Source organism: Lactobacillus delbrueckii subsp. bulgaricus (genome assembly GCF_046938665.1).
GTDB lineage: Bacteria > Bacillota > Bacilli > Lactobacillales > Lactobacillaceae > Lactobacillus > Lactobacillus delbrueckii_C.
In genome coordinates this window covers 27,787-44,802 of the sequence record NZ_JBKZCD010000005.1, presented here as the reverse complement: position 1 = coordinate 44,802, position 17,016 = coordinate 27,787, and the positions used below count along the sequence as shown (strand labels likewise).

The window sequence follows — 17,016 nt, the reverse complement described above, 5'->3', positions numbered from 1 at the left end:
TCTGTACTATATTCTACTATTTTTTCAAAAAATTAAACTTCCGTCCTAAGGCAAAGCCGCAGATTACGGTGCCCAGGCCGATAATCAAGTACAAATACAGGCCCGGCCCGCCAGTTGCCGGCAGGGTGTAGTCGATATTAGACTTCTGCTTGTTCTTGATTGTAATTTCACCGCTGGCAATACCGTCATTATTGCTGTAGCTGGTGATGTAGCCAGAAACGGCTTCTTCTTTAACCGTGTAAAGGAGGTTATTGCCGTTTTCGTCCTGCCGGGCCAGCTTGGACCAGGTGTACTGCCAGTTGTTAGCATCTGACAGGCTGACCGTGTCCACCAGGGTCTTGTCACTTGCGACAGTCGCGTCGGTCTTGGTGACTTCCGGGTCGCCCAAGTCGCCGGAGGACTTGACTACAATAGTTGTGTTTTCGTCCAGCTTGTCGCTGGTAAAAGTTTTAGCGCCGCTGGCCAGCTTTTGTTCTTCGCCATTGACAGTGACGGAGGACAGGCTGCTGGACCAGGAAAAGCCGATAGTAGTTCCCTTCTTGACTGAGTAGTCCTTGCTGGTCGTCTTGCCGCTGGCATCAGTCATATAGAGCTTAACGTTAACCCCATCAGTAGTCTGCTTGTAAAGGTTGACCTTGACGCTGGAGGCGCCGGCCTTGCTTGACTCTGAGCCATCGCTGTTCAGCCACTTTTTGGTCACCGTAAGATCAGTTGCGGCGTTCGGCACGTAGAGGGAGGCCGCGGCTTCTGTAAAGAAGCGGATCTTGCTCTGGGTGCCGATCTCCTTGCTGATTGCATCTGGCAAAGACGAGTAGATAGAATCTGCCGTCTTTTTCCCGCCCAGCCAGACCAGGTAGTAAGGCTGACTGTTGACCGTATAGCCGGCCGGAGCGGCAGTTTCAGTCAAGCGGTAGACCGCGTTCTTGGCCAGTTTAGCCAGGTCCAGCTGGCCCTTGCTGTCCGTCGTCAAAGTTGCCGCAGAGGAAACTGAGCTGGCGGAAACCTCCTTCCAAGTTGAGCCGGAAAGTTTTTCCAGCTTGAAGCTGGCTCCTGGCAGGGTCTTGGTGTAGTCATCGCTGTCGACCTTAGTGATGGTCAATTGGCCGTCGTCGCTTTCATCGCTGAAAGTGGCCTCAGCCGGACTGGATGCCGTGTTTTTGACGGTAACCGTCACCTTTTGGATCCGGTCACTGGTATCCGGCAGGATAACGACTGGGTCGGAATCTTCAACGCTGGTTTCTTCAACCGTGTATTCACCAGGCGCCAGACCAGTTAGGGTTGCCGTCCCGTCTTCGCCGGTTTCAACTTCCTTGGTCGTCTTGTCCGGGTAGGTCACCTTGAACTTAACCCCTTTGACTGGCTGGGAAGTATCTGCTTTTCCGTCTGCTCCCTTGACGTACTTGTAGATCTTCAGAGCTGATTCGTAGCCTTCGTCGCTGAAAGTTACAGACGCCGCGTTGTCGTCAGTGTTGCTGGCCTTGACCGTCACCTTTTTGATCCGGTCGCTTTCCTTGCTTGGCAGGACAACCTTAGGGTTAGCCCCGTCAACGCTGACTTCTTCAACCGTGTATTCACCAGGTTCCAGGCCGGACAGGCTGGCCACCCCACTGATGTTGGTCGTGATTTCCTTGGTCGTCTTGTCCGGGTAGGTTACCTTGAACTTGACGCCCTTGACTGGCTTAGAAGTATCTGCCTTTCCGTCTGCTCCCGTGACGTACTTGTAGACCTTTAAGCCAGCCGTGTTCTTAACACTGTAAGAAGTAGAGGCCGTGACCTTCTTTTTGCCAAACTTAGCCCCGACCATGGACTGGAATTCCGTCTTCTCTAGCTCATTGGTCGGTTCGAAGAGGTGGAAGTCAGTCAGGTAAAGCAGGTCTGACGTAGCGGTAATGGTCCCGCTCTTCGGCGGCTCAGTTGCTGAAATCAGCTTGAACTCGGTATTGCCGGCAACCTTGGTCTTGCCGCTATCCGTAGTCACCCCGCTTGGCAGGGTCAAAGTGTACTGACCGTGGTAGTTGCTTGGTTCGTTGACCTGCAAAGTTCCAGTTTCCCAGTGGCCGTTCTTGTAGGTAAAAGTCGCGTCACCAGTAAGTGAAACTTCGCCTTCATTTGGTGCTTCTTCCAGGAAATTCAGAGTCTTGGCCTTTTCGTAGATCTCCTTGCCAATCGTCCCTAAGGATACGGGGTTATTGTTGTTGTACTTAAAGCCATATTCCTTGTAGAGTTCCCAAACCGCGTTCTGGGTTTCGTTAGCCGCTGTTTTCCCGGTGATGACATTGCTGTCTTGGAAAAAGGCCGTGTAGGTGCTGTAATCAAGCGGGTCAAAATTTAACAGCTGGCAAGCCTTATAAAAATCAGTACCGATAATATCTTCATAGGTGTGGCCTGATGCTGTCGTCCCCTTTGACTTATAGAGTTCACTAACCTTCATTACGAAATCAGAAACCGCGTCCGCGTAGTTCACCTTTTGGCTGCTGGCATCGTAGGTAAAGACCTTGTCACCGATGATGGTCGGAAAATCGCTCCGCAGCCAGTCGGTTGGCACCAGCTTGGCGTTGAAGCGGTCAACATCGATTCTGGAACCAGAATTTTCGATTTGGAAAAGGCCCAGGGCATTGTTGGAATAACCCATGATCAAGATTGCCTGGAGTCTTCTCCAGAAAGTCGACTCATTCTTTTTGTAATTCTCGTAGTCGGCTTCGGTATTAAAGTAATCTGCCGTGTACTCCGGCTTGATTTCTGTATAGTCGTGGTCTTTTCCCTCATATCTCGGCCAGTGCAGGTCGATGTTCATACAGAAAACGTAGTAGGGATCACTGCTGTCGCCAATGTAGTAAACTGCATCGTCGTCGTTGTAACCGATCTTGATTGAATCAGCCGCCCCGGCTACTCCTCCTCCACTCAGCAATAGTGCCAGAGAAGTCGGGAGTAAAGTCACCAAAACGGTGAGAAGAGTGACGGCTCGGCAGACGAATTGGTTCGCCTTACTCTTAAACTTTTTTCTCATCTTGCACTCTCATTTCTACCATCCAATAACTAAAAAATTACAGTTTTCTCCAAGTCCACATCCTTTCATTTTCTTCCTCACTAAGTAATTTAAGTTCTTATTTACGGGTGTATAAGAAAATAAGAATCTCAACTTCCCTTGTAGGATAGCATAAAGGCGTAATTATTTTTTAACGTATTATTTGATAGCTATAAGGTTATAAATACTGATTTTTTGTTAGTAATCATTCTCCTTTAGCACTAGCAATTTTTGGCTAAAACTTATTTAATAGAGTTTTCATCCTTTTCTGAAATAATTGATTAACAATTAATCCGGTATGGAATATAAAATAAAAGAAATAAGCATCATTAACCGCCCGCTTTTCCCTTTAAAAACCGCAAACATTTGGCAAATCTTTTAAAGTTTAACCAGCAGTTTTTCTAAAATAATAAATATCAGCATGGAAAAATTAGAAAAAATCTTCCAAAAAACTGTTTTTTCTTTCTTTTGTTTGTGAAAGCATTATATAAGTCTAGCTATTTTGATTATGTTTAACTTATACAAATATAATTGTTATTATATTTAACCGATAAAAAAAGAATGCGACGCCTTAGCGCCGCATTCCTGCTTAGCAATTATTTTTCTCTGGTGATTTCGTCGTAGTCAGCGACTTCTTCCAGCCATTCGGTCTTGCCCTTGGTTACTGCCAGGTGGCTGAACCAGGAGTCCGGGCTGGCCCCGTGCCAGTGCTTAACGCCATCAGGCACGATCACTACATCCCCTGGCGTCATCTTCTGGGCCGGCTGGCCTTCTGCCTGGTACCAGCCTTCCCCAGCCGTGCAGATCAAGATCTGGAAGCCGCCCACATGCCGGTGCCAGTGGTTGCGGCAGCCTGGTTCAAAGGAAACCTGGCCCACGCCAATCCCGCTGTCTTCATCACTGGCCAAGCCCTTTAAAAAGCTGTCGCCTTCAAAATACTTGGCGTAAGCGGAGTTCAAATCCCCAAAACCAAACAGATTCTCTTTAACTTCTTGTTCGTTTCTAGCCATTTTTTGCCTCCCGCAAAAGCTGCTTAAATTTCTCTTTTTGTCTACTCTAAGTGTAGGCCGAGGGGTTAAAATTGAAAATTGCCGCTTGTTTATGCTAGTATACGTTTAAAGCATAGTAAGCTAAAACAGATACAAGAGGAAAAAATGATCGATCCACGACTACTTGAAGAACTCGTCAGTTTCGCTGAAACCGGGACCCTCAGCGGGGCGGCGGAGAAGCTGCACCTGACCCAGCCAACGGTGACGCGGGGGATGCAGAAGCTGGAATCAGAACTGGGCGTCGCCCTCTTCAACCGGTCCGGCAACAACAAAATCACTTTGAACACCACCGGGCAACTCGCCGCTAAAGAGGCCGCCAAACTTATCGCCATGGACAGCAGCATGCGGGAAAAGGTCCAGAACTTCGCTAAAGGCCAGCAGCGGTTCCTGGTCGGTTCAGACGCGCCTGGCCCGCTATTAATCAGCGGACGCTTGCAGCACAAATTACCGATCAAGGTTGAAATTGACAAGAACTTGCTTGAGGAAAAAGATCTCCTCCCTGCTGTCGAAAATTACCATTACCAAGTCGCCTTCAGCAGCCAGGAATACCAGACTGAGACTTGTGAATCCCGCTATGTTGGCTATGAAGAGCTTTTTCTCATGTGCGACAAGGACAGTCCTTTAGCCAAAAAGAAGTCAGTTACTTTCAAAGACCTGGCCGGGGTCAGCTTTATCGTCCTGCAGGACATCGGCCCTTGGAAGCAGATCAAGGAAAATGCCATCCCCAACGCCAACTTCATCTACCAGGACGACATGCATTCGCTAGCTGAACTAACCAAGTACTCCCAACTGCCAGTTTTTAGGTCCAACCTGTCTAGTCCCGACTATCCGGCACAGGATAACCGGGTTCCGGTCAGAATCGCTGACCCCAAGAACCGGATCGACTTCTACGCCGTCTACCGGAAGGACCAGAGAAAGTCGGCTGCCCCGCTTTTGGATCTTTTAAGCAAAAACTGGCCAAGCGACAATTTTTCAGATTAATTTTCAATTATCAGACTATTCCTGCTTTTTTAGAGTTAAAATTAAATTAACTTTGGGAGAGGAGGAAAGACTATGCAATTTACCAAGCAATTTGAAGGCACTTTTGCCCAAGTCAAGGAACAAATCGACAAGTTCGTTGCTAAAGGTGGCCACATCGACGCGGTCATCAGCAGCAACACTGGCGAAAAGGTTACCGAAGACCATACCTTTAGCTACAAGATGCGGGTCATCGCTATCTGCAGCGAAGAAGAAAGCTAAACAAGCGCAAAAGACGCCATCCCCAAAAGGAGGGATGACGTCTTTTTTGTCTATAAATTATTCAACGCTTGGTAACTTAATGTCTACGTCATGCTTGTCAGTAACTACCGTCATGACCGTTGGGTCGTAGCCGGCTTCCTTAATGCCGTCCAGGTCAAACTCGATCAGAGTCTGCCCGGCCTTAACCAGGTCACCTTGCGCAACCTTGACGTTAAAGCCCTTGCCCTTAAGCATAACCGTGTCGATCCCGATGTGGATCAGCACTTCCGCGCCGGCTGTAGTCTTCAGGCCAATCGCATGGCCAGTTTCAAACAAGGCTGCTACTTCACCGTCAACCGGAGCCTTAACCACGCCCTCAGTTGGCACTACCGCGAAGCCTTCACCCATGGCACCGGTTGAAAAAACTGGGTCGTTGACGCTTGACAAGGCAATCACCTTGCCAGCTACTGGAGCAGTCAAAGTTTCGCTCTTTGGCTTAGCTTCACTGCCTGGCCGTTGCTTCTTTTCAACCTTCTTACCGGCAACCATTTCGTCATTGTAGCCCCAAACCCAGGCCACGATGAAGGAAATTACCAAAGCTGCCGCGCTGGACAGAAGGAAGGCATAGAAGCTGGTCAAGTCACTTGGATTCTTCGGGTTGAAGAAGGATGAGAAACCGATCAAAGAACCGGTAAAGCCGTACATGGTCCCGTGCATCAAGCCAGTGATCAAACCACCGACTGCTGACCCGATCAAACCGGAGATAAAGACCTTCTTAAAGCGGAGGTTGATCCCGTAAATAGCTGGTTCAGTAACCCCGCAGAAGGCTGAAACAGCTGCAGAGATCCCCAGAGTCTTAGTCCCCTTCTTTTTAGTCTTCAAGGCTACAGCCAAAACTGCCGCCCCTTGGGAAACCATAGTGACAGAAATAATCGCGTTCAATGAACTCTGGCCGCTTTGGGCAATCTGCTGGGCAACCAGCGGCACAACGCCCCAGTGCAGGCCGAAGATAACCAGAACTTGGTAGAAGGCACCGATCAACAAACCGCCGATCCAGCCAGAAGCTGAAACAACCCAGTTGATCAAGTCCGCGATCCCGTTGGCCACGCCCTGGATCACCGGACCGGTAACCATCAAGGTAACTGCTGAAACCAGCAAGATGGTAATCATCGGCGTAAAGATCATCTGCAGGTAATCCGGCAGGTGGTCTCTCAGCCAGTCTTCTAGTTTCTTAGCCAGCCAGGCAGCCAGGATCATCGGGAAGATTGAGTAAGTGTAGTTCAAGAACTGGAAGTTGAAACCGCCCAGGCTGAACATGGTCTTGTACTGCCCGCCCCAAGTAACCAGCTGCGGGTAAGTTAGGACCCCGCCGATTACCGCGGCCACGATTGGATCACCGTTCAGCTTTTTAGCAGCGGCGAAGCCAACCAGAATTGGCAGGAAGTAAAAGGCTGAGTCCGCCATGGCACTGACTGTGATGTAAGCCGTGCTCTTCACGTTCAAAAGGGCGCCTAATTGCGGCAAAGTCAAGAGGGCCAGGATCCCCTTGATGATACCGGAAGCAGCAATAACGCCGACCACCGGGCTCATGGAGCCAGTAATGAAGCCGATCAAGTTGCCAAAAGCTTTGGAAACCGGGTTCTTGCCGTCATCTTCCTTAGCTTCGGCAGTTTCGGCTGCTTCGCCGCCTTCTGGCAGGCCGCCCAGTTCCGCCATCACGGCGTCGTAGACCTGGGTAACCGCGTTGCCGATGACCACTTGGTACTGGCCGGAAGCGTGCATTACGTCGATAACGCCGTCAGTTTCCTTTAAAACTTCATCGTTGGCCTTGCTTTCATCCTTAAGGTAGAAACGCAGGCGCGTGATGCAGTGAATCAAGCTGTTGATGTTCTCCTTGCCGCCGACGTTGGCGATGATCGTCTTCGCCAGGCCGCTGTAATCTTTCTTTGCCATATTCATTCTCCAAAAACTTTAGCGGCTGGTAACCGCTTTCTCTTAACTGTCTCTATCTTATACTTGTGCATACAGGTTGTCAACAACTTTTCTAAAATCTTTTATTGCCGGGTTTGTTTCCGGTTTCCATTTTCAGACCATCTTGTCCATACATGTTGAAAAAGCAGCTCCGCCCGGCTATAATGGAGGCAGAAAAGAATTTGGAGGCAAAAAATGACTGCCAAGCAAGACATGATTACCCAAGACCTGGCCGGCAAGATCCGGCACGGGATCTACCCACCCAAGAGCTTTTTGCCCAGCGAAAACGAACTGGCCAATCTCTACGGGGCATCCCGGAACACGGTCAGAAAGTCTCTGGAAGACTTAACCAGCCTGGGACTTATCCAAAAGATCAAAGGCAAAGGCTCGATCGTCCTCGACTTTTCCCGCTTGAGCTTTCCGATTTCCAGGATTACGACTTTTAACGAACTGAACCAGTCCCTGGGCTTAAAAGCTGAGACCAGGCTTTTGGAAATTAAGGAAGTCAAGGAAGTTCCCGACGACTTCAGCTGCGACAACACGGAGCCTTTTATCAAGGTCAAGCGGCTCAGAATCATTGACGGTGAGCCGGACGTTTTAGACGTAGACTACATCTCCACCAAGTACGTCAAGGAAATCAGCCCGTCTGTGGCGGAACATTCCTTATATGACTACTTTGAAAACGAGCTGGGCCTCAAGATTTCCTATGCGGTTAAAGACGTCAGTGTGCAGACCGTGAGCGAGGAACTAGCCAAGATGCTGGAATTAGACCCCGACCGGAAAGCCGTTTTAGTGAAAAGCATGGTCTACTTAGAGGACACCTCCCTCTTCCAGCTGACCGCCTCTTACCACAATCCCAACCGTTTCAGATTTATTGACTTTGCTCGCCGCAGCAAAATATAGGAGAAAAAACATGCAAAATTTAGGTCAAAAAGTCATCTACCAGATCTACCCAAAGTCCTTCTACGACGCTAACGGCGACGGGATCGGGGACCTCCGGGGGATTATCGAGAAGATCGACTACATCAAGAAGCTGAACGTAGACATGATCTGGTTCAACCCCTTCTATGTTTCCCCGCAAAATGACAACGGCTATGACATCGCCAATTACAGGGAGATCGATCCCCTTTTTGGCACAATGGCTGACTTTGAAGAGTTGCAGGCAAAATTAGCGGACATCGGCGTGGGCGTGATGCTGGACATGGTTTTGAACCACTGCTCAACTGAACATGAATGGTTCAAGAAGGCTTTAGCCGGGGATGAAAAATACCGGAAGTTCTTCTACCTGCGGCCCGGCAAGCCTGACGGCAGCCTGCCAAACAACTGGCAGTCCAAGTTCGGCGGCCCGGCCTGGTCCAAGTTCGGCGACACTGACCTTTACTACCTCCACCTCTATGACCCGACCCAGGCTGATCTGGACTGGCACAATCCGGAAGTCAGAAAGGAACTGGAAGACGTGGTCAACTTCTGGCGGGGCAAGGGGGTCCGGGGATTCCGCTTCGACGTCATCAACGTGACTGGCAAGAGCGAGGACCTGGTCGACTCCACTGACCCGACTGAAGAAAAGACTCTCTACACCGATACGCCAGTGGTTCACGACTACTTAAAGGAACTGAACCGGACGACTTTTGGCCAAGACGAGGACTCGATCACGGTTGGGGAAATGTCTTCAACGACTATCCCCAACAGCGTCCGCTACACCAACCCTAAGGAAAAGGAACTGTCCATGGTCTTCACCTTCCACCACTTGAAGGTCGACTACAAGGACGGGGAAAAGTGGACTAAGACGCCGTTTGACTTCATGAAGCTGAAGAGCCTGCTCAGTTCCTGGCAGACAGGGATGACGGCTGGCGGCGGCTGGAACGCGGTCTTCTGGAACAACCACGACCAGCCTTGGGCCTTGAACCGCTTTGGCGACCCGGTTCACTACCGGGAAAAGTCAGCTGAAATGCTGGCGGCCACGATCCACTTTTTGCGGGGAACGCCATTCATCTACCAGGGAGAAGAACTGGGGATGGTCGACCCGGACTACCAGTCAATGGACGAATACGTGGACGTGGAATGCAAGAACGCCTACCACGAATTGCTGGACAAGGGCATGAGCGAGGATGAGGCTTTTGCCATCATCAAGGCCAAGTCAAGAGACAACTCCCGGGTGCCAATGCACTGGGACGATAGCAAGTACGCCGGCTTCAGCCAGGTTAAGCCGTGGCTAACGCCAACCCACCAAGACGAAATCAATGTCAAAAAAGAACTGGCTGAGGGAGAAGTTTTCGCCTTCTACCAGAAGCTGATCGCTTTAAGAAAACAGGAATCAGTAATTTCTGCCGGCAGCTTCCGGGAAATTCTGCCGGATGACCAGCAAGTCTTTGCCTATGTCAGAGAGCTGGACGGGGAAAAGCTTGTTGTCTTCAACAACTTCTATGGAAAAGAAGCCGTGGTCTCCGTGCCAAGCGACCTGCAGGAATGCGGCCAGGTTCTTTTGGACAACTACCAAAGAGAGCTCAGCTGCCTGCCAGGTGAATTGAGCCTGCGGCCATACGAAAGTCTGGCCTTTAGAATTCAATAAAAATGAAAATACCTTGCAATATTTAGACAAAAGTCTCATGTTTGCAAGGTATTTTTACTAATATTCGTTATTTTTGGTATTTGATCATCTATTACGATGATTTTTTGCTAAAATCATTTATAAGGACTTACTTTAATATTGTTCATTTTGATTATAAGTAGAGGAAGTCCTTTTCTTATACCCAATTGAGTGTAATTTACAGAACTGTATATCGTTATTTGAACGGTATATTTAATTTTTTACCATAATGTATTGTTGTTTTAAGATAAAAGTATAGAGGACTGATAATTATGAGCCATAAACACGATCCCAATTTCAACGCCAAATTAAACGGGAAAGAAAAGTTTGGCTTTCGAAAATTATCGATTGGCCTGGCGGCAGTCGCGTTAGGCACCAGCTTTTTCGTAAGTAACGGGCAGCTGGTACACGCGGCTGACGATACGGCCACTGAAACTGTTGCGCAACAAAGCAGTGCGAGTGACAACAGCTTGGCTGAAACAAGCTCTAGTACTGCGGTTACGGAGAGCACAACTACAGAAAAAGTTTCTGCAGGGAAGACTAGCAGTGAAACTACTACAGAAACTACTCCTGCGGAGAAGACTAGCAGCGATACTGCCACGGAAGAAACTACTCCTGCAGAGAATACTAGCAGTGAATCTACTATAGAAGAGACGGCCCCTGCTGCTAATGAGCAAAAGCAAGCCGCTGTAACAAGCAGTCAGACTGCTTCAGCAGAAACTGCGGACAAGCAGGCGGCTGAACCAGCAAAAGCCAGCACGGCGGCTACGGAAACCAGCATCCCGGAAAAGCAGGCAAGCACTTCCCAAAGCAAGGCTGAAGTCCAGGAGGACAAAGAGAGCAGCGTCAACTACGACATCACTGTTTACGACAGCGCGGAAAATGCCAAAAGTGCCAACCCTGCTGGCAAAATCGAAAGTTCTCCGGACAAGCCGGCGAATTTGACGCCAGGCAATCAGAACATCTATCTGCGCTTTAACATTTCTGGCATAAAGGAAAGCGACAGCCCGCTCACGATTTCTTTTGACAACGCGGGCGGCTTAAGAAACAGTAGCAAGGATTTTGTCATTTCCTATAACGCGGGCACTACCACCCTGCTTGAGCAGCAAAAGGCGGTTTGGAAGCTGATTAACAACGGTGACGGCAGCCTTACTTTGAGCCGGGTTGAAAATACCAACGCTACTAGTGCGGATTTTTATATCCCTGTTCAAGCCAACCGGGCAATTAATCCCGGCTTAAGTGACGAAGGGAAAGACAGCAGTTTAACGCCGGTGATTACTACTAGCAACGGTTCAGTAGTTTCTCCAGCCACTTCCGGCCCGATTCTGTACGCTAAAATCACGCCGGCCAAGGATTTCATTCAACGTGCTGATATTCTGTACGGCTTTTCCATGGAAGAAAAATCCCTGACCGCTGAAATGGAATATAATCCAGGCTCAAGTGATGGCGACTCTACTGATATTTCGCTTGAACATGAATTAGAGCTGCTGAAGGCCAACAGCGATGACGATGTTAAGCAGTTTATCGACAGCGCGGTTGCTAATAATACTGTTTACCAGTGGGGCTACTACTTCAACTACCCTAAGACCAGTTTGGACAACGCGGCCTTTAGGTCATATTTTGACAAGATGCAGATCCCGCTTTACTCAACGCTTAAAGTTTTTGCAGTGCCTGATGATTTAGTCAGCTACACTAATAGCGCGGGTCAAACCCTCAGAATTGGAGAAGACCAGAAGTTAAGCGAGCTTCCAGAAGAAATTCAACAGCACTATATCGATGGCAAAAATATTACCAGGGACACGACTGTCTACAGTATCATCACTTCTACGCCGACTGTCACGGGCCTGCAAGACTATTTAAGAAGCTTGATCAAAAAGCAAACCAGAACGGCAAGCGATGGCTATGATTCAAGCATCCCTACTGAGGAGAATGGTTTTACCTACGACCAGACTGATTTGAGTCAGTACGCGGGCAAGGCCTACTTTTTCCAATTAGACACCCTGCCTTCTGCCGGGAGCGGCACTAGCATGCACTTTGAGGATGGCCGGGCCGCGACTTATAATGTTCCCCTGAACAGAAACGGGGATGCTGGCGGTTTTGGTGGTGGCAGCACGATCACGACCAGAGAAAGAAAGACGATCACCGAGCAGATCAAGTACGTTGACGAAAACAAGATCGGAACGGACGCTACTGCTGAGGAAATTTTTGACACAGCTTTTGGCAAAAATGGTGACCAATACTCGATCAGCAGCGACTACAAGTCTGGCACGGTTACTTTGACTAGAGAAATTATTACTGAGGAAGCAACCGGGATCCAGACTTACGGTGATTGGACTATTTCTAGCGGCTTTAGTGAGGTAAGCAATCCGGACCTTGCAGGCTATAAGATCGATGCAAGCAAGATCTACGAGCAGTTCATGGGGGCAGTCAGCGCTTTAGCATCAACTAGCGCAGACAGCGTCGGCAGTGTTCAAGCTGACGCAATCCTTAAGTCAGCCGATGACATTACTGACGGTGCAGTTCTGCAGATCGTTGTTCCATATAAGCAGAACATCTCTGTTTCCCAGGAAACTAAGACCCTTAGTGAACAAATCAAGTATGTCGATGAGGACAAGATCGGAACTGACTCTACTGCTGAAGAAATCTTCAATGCAGCCTTCGGCAAAGATGGTGACCAATACTCTATCAGCGGTGACTATAAGTCTAGTCCGGTAACCCTGACTAGAGACGTTTACACTAATGACGTCACTGGAGAAAAGACTTACGGTGACTGGACCGTTTCTGGCGGTTTTAGTGCGGTAAGCAACCCGGACCTTGCAGGCTATAAGATCGATGCAAGCAAGATTTACGAGCAGTTCATGGGTGCAGCCAGCGCTTTAGCAACGACTAGCGCAGAAGCTGTTGGCAGTGTTCAAGCTGAGGCATTCCTTAAGGAAGCCGACACCATCACTGACGGTGCTATCCTGCAAGTTGTCGTTCCGTATAAGCAGAACATCTCTGTTTCCCAGGAAAGCAAGACTCTCACTGAACAGATTAAGTACGTCGATGAAGACAAGATCGGGGCTGATTCTTCTGCTGTGGAAATCTTCAATGCGGCCTTCGGCAACAACGGCAACCAGTACTCGATTAGCGGTGACTACAGTTCTAACGTAGTTACCTTAACCAGAGACGTTTACACTAATGACGTCACTAGTGAAAAGACTTATGGTGACTGGACTGTCTCTAGCGGCTTTAGTGCAGTAAACAACCCAGATGTTGCCAACTATAAGATCGATGCAAGCAAGATCTATGAACAGTTCATGGGGGCGGCCAGTGCTTTAGCATCAACTAGCGCAGAAGCTGTTGGCAATGTTCAAGCTGACGCACTCCTTAAGTCAGCCGACACCATTGCTGACGGTGCTATCCTGCAAGTTGTCGTTCCATATAAGCAGGCGATTTCTGTCTCACAAGAAACTAAGACTCTCAGCGAACAAATCAAGTACGTTGACGAAGACAAGATCGGGGCTGATTCTACTGCTGAGGAAATCTTCAATGCAGCCTTCGGCAACAACGGCAACCAGTACTCGATTAGCGGTGACTACAGTTCTAACGTAGTTACCTTAACTAGAGACGTTTACACTAACGATGTTACTGGCGAAAAGATTTACGGTGACTGGACTATCTCTAGCGGCTTTAGCGCAGTAAACAACCCAGCCATCGATAGCTATAAGATCGATGCAAGCAAGATCTACGAGCAGTTCATGGATGTAGCCAGCGCTTTAGCATCAACTAGTGCAGACAGCGTCGGCAACGTTCAAGCGGACACGATCCTTAAGGAAGCTGACACCATTACTGACGGTGCTATCCTGCAAGTTGTCGTTCCATATAAGCAGAACATCTCAGTTTCTCAAGAAACTAAGACGCTTAGTGAACAAATCAAGTACGTCGATGAGGACAAGATTGGGTCTGATTCTACTGCTGAAGAGATCTTCAATACGGCTTTTGGCAACAACGGTGACCAGTTCTCTATCAGCGGTGATTACAAGTCTAGTGCTATCACCTTAACTAGAGACGTTTATACTAACGACGTTACTGGCAAAAAGACTTACGGTGACTGGACTATTTCTAGCGGCTTTAGCGCGGTAAGCAACCCAGCTATCGCTAACTATAAGATCGATGCAAGCAAGATCTACGAGCAGTTCATGGGAGCAGACAGTGCTTTAGCATCAACTAGCGCGGACAGCGTCGGCAACGTTCAAGCGGACACGATCCTTAAGTCAGCCGACACCATCACTGACGGTGCTGTCCTGCAAGTTGTCGTTCCATATAAGCAGAACATCTCAGTTTCTCAAGAAACTAAGACGCTTAGTGAACAAATCAAGTACGTTGATGAGGACAAGATTGGGTCAGATTCTACTGCTGTGGAAATTTTTAATGCGGCCTTCGGCAACAACGGTGGTCAATACTCTATCAGCAGTGACTACAAGTCTAGTACGGTAACCCTGACTAGAGACGTTTACACTAATGACGTCACCGGTGAAAAGACTTACGGCGACTGGACTATCTCTAGCGGCTTTAGCGCGGTAAGCAATCCAGCTATCGCTAACTATAAGATCGATGCAAGCAAAATCTACGAACAGTTCATGGGGGCAGCCAGTGCTTTAGCGTCAACTAGTGCGGAAAACATCAGCAGTGTTCAAGCCGAGGCAATCCTTAAGCAAGCTGACACCATTACTGACGGTGCTATCCTGAAGATTGTCGTCCCTTACACGGCAGTACCAACTAAGCCAGATAAGCCGACTACGCCAACTACGCCGACTACACCAGACGTGCCGACTACGCCGACTACACCGGACGTACCTACTACGCCAGACGTACCTACTACACCGACCACGCCGGATGTACCAACTACACCGACCACGCCAGACGTGCCGACTACGCCGACTACGCCAACTACACCGGACGTACCTACTACGCCGACTACGCCAGACGTGCCGACTACGCCGACTACACCGGACGTACCTACTACGCCAGACGTACCGACTACACCGACCACGCCGGATGTACCAACTACACCGACCACGCCAACGGTGCCTTCGAAACCAACTACACCGAATGAACCTACTACTCCAACGGTGCCTTCGAAACCAACTACACCGAATGAACCTACTACTCCAACGGTGCCGTCGAAACCAACCACACCTAACGAGCCTACCACTCCAACGGTGCCTTCGAAGCCGGCTACTCCTAACGTACCTACTACCCGGCAGCTTAGTCATGGTAGTGCGCCAAGTAAGCATAAACATGCCACTACCAGCAAGAGCAATGAAACTACTTTGCCACAAACTGGTGAAAAGAAGTCTAACTATAATCTTGCAGCAATGATTCTGACTTTGCTTAGTGCTCTTCTTTTTGTATTCACTGGCAAAAAGCACAAGAACGATTAGTTAAGTTAAAATTATTGAGATAAAAAAATCGCAGTACCGATAATGGTGCTGCGATTTTCATTTGACTAATAAGTTTCAAAACGAACAAATTCCGCAAATCTTGGCAGAGTAAAAGAGATGGTTCCATATTGACGGGTATCGATCAAACCCTGGTTCTTAAGCCGGCGCCGGTATTGGTTGAATAAGTTGGGATTCATTTCCAAACGTTCACGGAACTCCTTCACCTTCCCGCCTTCGTTTTCAGCAATCACGCTCAAAACACGCTTATCCAATTCAGACAGCTCACTCCATAACTTGGCGTATGAAGCATCAGCTAAGAGCTGATCGTATTCCTGCAGAGTATCCTCACCAAACTCACAATTTCCTTGTTCCCAGCAAACATAGCCCAGAGTCTGAAAAGCAAAAGGATAGCCCCGGGTCAACTTGGCCATTTTTATACTCTGCTCTTGATCAAGCTTGAAGATGCTGGCATACGCATTGGCCACCGCCATTTGGTTCAAAGGTGCCAACACAATTTTTGGCGACCGGTAAAGGAAAGTCAGATTTTTAACATCCTGCAGAGACATTATTTCATCATATAAACCAGTTGCCAAAAAGTACAAGGGACGATTATTGCTGATGAAAAATTGGAAAGCACTAGCAAATCTTTGCATCTGCGGGGTGTTGGTTGCTTCATCGATTGCTACTAACACTTTAATCCCCTGCTTTTGAAAGACGGCCAAAGTCTTGTCAATGGCATCTACCAAATTAAGCTCCGGCCGCTGGTGGTTAACCGTAACACTTGCGCCAAATAATGAAAGACCATAACTTGCTTCGTAATTGCTAGGATTGAAATAACGGCTGTTTTGCAAGTCGCTATACAAAGCTTCCAGAATATCATCTAAAGGACTAATCTTGATTACCAGCCAGTTTTTCATTCGACCGATTCGTTCACAGATGTCAGTCAAAAGCACCGTCTTACCGCTACCTCTGATACCCATCAAAATATATACTTGATCAGTTACAGGTGGCTGAGTAAACGTTGTAATTACTCTGTTGCTATCACTTAAACGGGTGATATATTCTACTGGTTTTCGTCCAAAAGAAATACTAAACGGTTTTTTACCTAAATACATGTCTACCCTCCCTCGAATGTTTGCCTTTTTATTAATTCTTATTATACAAGCTTTTACAACTGTATACAACTGACTACAACTTTTGATTTCTTATACAACTAGCTACAACTGTATACAACTTTTTCCGCAAAAATAGCAGCATCCCCGCGATGCTGGTTATGTCCCTTTCATCGCTGGCGACTGCTTGGTTGCCCTCTCCTTCGGCCTCTTCATGCCATGCGTTATGTCCACGGTCAACCGCAATTCTACCAAGGAAAACTCTGCCGGCTTGACCGATCTGGCCTTGCCAGCTTGATCTGTAGCCAACTTCGCGTCGACCTACTTCTACGCTGCTTTCGGGAAGATTGTCGGTAATAGCAGCTCCCAGTTTGGCTTTATCTTCGGCGGCATCTGCTGCGTTCCCCTGGTTATTGAAATGAGTTTCATGCTCAAGAAGATGATGCTGAACTAGCCTCTCCTTGATTCTTTTATTATCAATTTCTTTATCACCTTATTTATTCTCAGAATACAATCATTCAGAAATGCCGCTAGAGAGCTATTCTTTAGCGGTATTTAATTTTTCTTTCGAAATAATCAAGCAAGCTAATCAATAGAATCATTTTTTGTAATTAACCCCAAAAATCTA

Annotated in this window: 9 protein-coding genes; 5 read left to right on the top strand and 4 right to left on the bottom strand. The window is 48.2% G+C overall.

Annotation, left to right across the window (positions count from 1 at the left end):
* Positions 1 to 16: 16 nt before the first annotated feature.
* Positions 17 to 3,007, bottom strand: coding sequence for a SpaA isopeptide-forming pilin-related protein (locus ACLUXO_RS04550; RefSeq protein WP_412136500.1), 2,991 nt, complete (start codon positions 3,005 to 3,007; stop codon positions 17 to 19).
* 614 nt (positions 3,008 to 3,621) lie between these two features.
* The gene (locus ACLUXO_RS04545; RefSeq protein WP_412136499.1) at positions 3,622 to 4,035 is read right to left on the bottom strand and encodes a cupin domain-containing protein; all 414 of its coding nucleotides are present in this window, start codon (positions 4,033 to 4,035) and stop codon (positions 3,622 to 3,624) included.
* Between the two features lie 144 nt (positions 4,036 to 4,179).
* Here ACLUXO_RS04545 and ACLUXO_RS04540 point away from each other — a divergent pair, with 144 nt between their 5' ends.
* Together ACLUXO_RS04540 and ACLUXO_RS04535 are read left to right on the top strand one after the other, a co-directional pair.
* Positions 4,180 to 5,055 carry a LysR family transcriptional regulator gene (locus tag ACLUXO_RS04540; RefSeq protein WP_412136498.1) on the top strand — a complete coding sequence of 292 codons (876 nt, stop codon included), beginning with the start codon at positions 4,180 to 4,182 and terminating at the stop codon, positions 5,053 to 5,055.
* Positions 5,056 to 5,127: 72 nt separating this feature from the next.
* Positions 5,128 to 5,313 (top strand): hypothetical protein, encoded by a 186-nt coding sequence (locus ACLUXO_RS04535; RefSeq protein WP_412136497.1) that lies wholly within the window; start codon positions 5,128 to 5,130, stop codon positions 5,311 to 5,313.
* 57 nt (positions 5,314 to 5,370) lie between these two features.
* Here ACLUXO_RS04535 and ACLUXO_RS04530 read toward each other — a convergent pair whose 3' ends face one another.
* A complete protein-coding gene (locus tag ACLUXO_RS04530) occupies positions 5,371 to 7,245 on the bottom strand; it encodes a beta-glucoside-specific PTS transporter subunit IIABC (protein WP_412136496.1) in 1,875 nt (624 codons plus the stop codon).
* 213 nt (positions 7,246 to 7,458) lie between these two features.
* Here ACLUXO_RS04530 and treR point away from each other — a divergent pair, with 213 nt between their 5' ends.
* The 3 genes from treR (at position 7,459) to ACLUXO_RS04515 (ending at position 15,276) form a co-directional block, all read left to right on the top strand.
* Positions 7,459 to 8,166: a trehalose operon repressor gene (treR, locus tag ACLUXO_RS04525; RefSeq protein ID WP_412136495.1), complete on the top strand. Its 708-nt coding sequence runs from the start codon at positions 7,459 to 7,461 to the stop codon at positions 8,164 to 8,166.
* 10 nt (positions 8,167 to 8,176) lie between these two features.
* Entirely contained in the window at positions 8,177 to 9,832 is a 1,656-nt protein-coding gene (treC, locus tag ACLUXO_RS04520; RefSeq protein WP_412136494.1) for an alpha,alpha-phosphotrehalase, read from the top strand.
* A 290-nt stretch (positions 9,833 to 10,122) separates the two neighbouring features.
* Positions 10,123 to 15,276, top strand: a complete 5,154-nt coding sequence (locus ACLUXO_RS04515; protein ID WP_412136493.1) for a mucin-binding protein — start codon at positions 10,123 to 10,125, stop codon at positions 15,274 to 15,276.
* Between the two features lie 65 nt (positions 15,277 to 15,341).
* Here ACLUXO_RS04515 and ACLUXO_RS04510 read toward each other — a convergent pair whose 3' ends face one another.
* The gene (locus ACLUXO_RS04510; protein WP_412136492.1) at positions 15,342 to 16,391 is read right to left on the bottom strand and encodes a P-loop NTPase family protein; all 1,050 of its coding nucleotides are present in this window, start codon (positions 16,389 to 16,391) and stop codon (positions 15,342 to 15,344) included.
* Between the last annotated feature and the right edge of the window lie 625 nt (positions 16,392 to 17,016).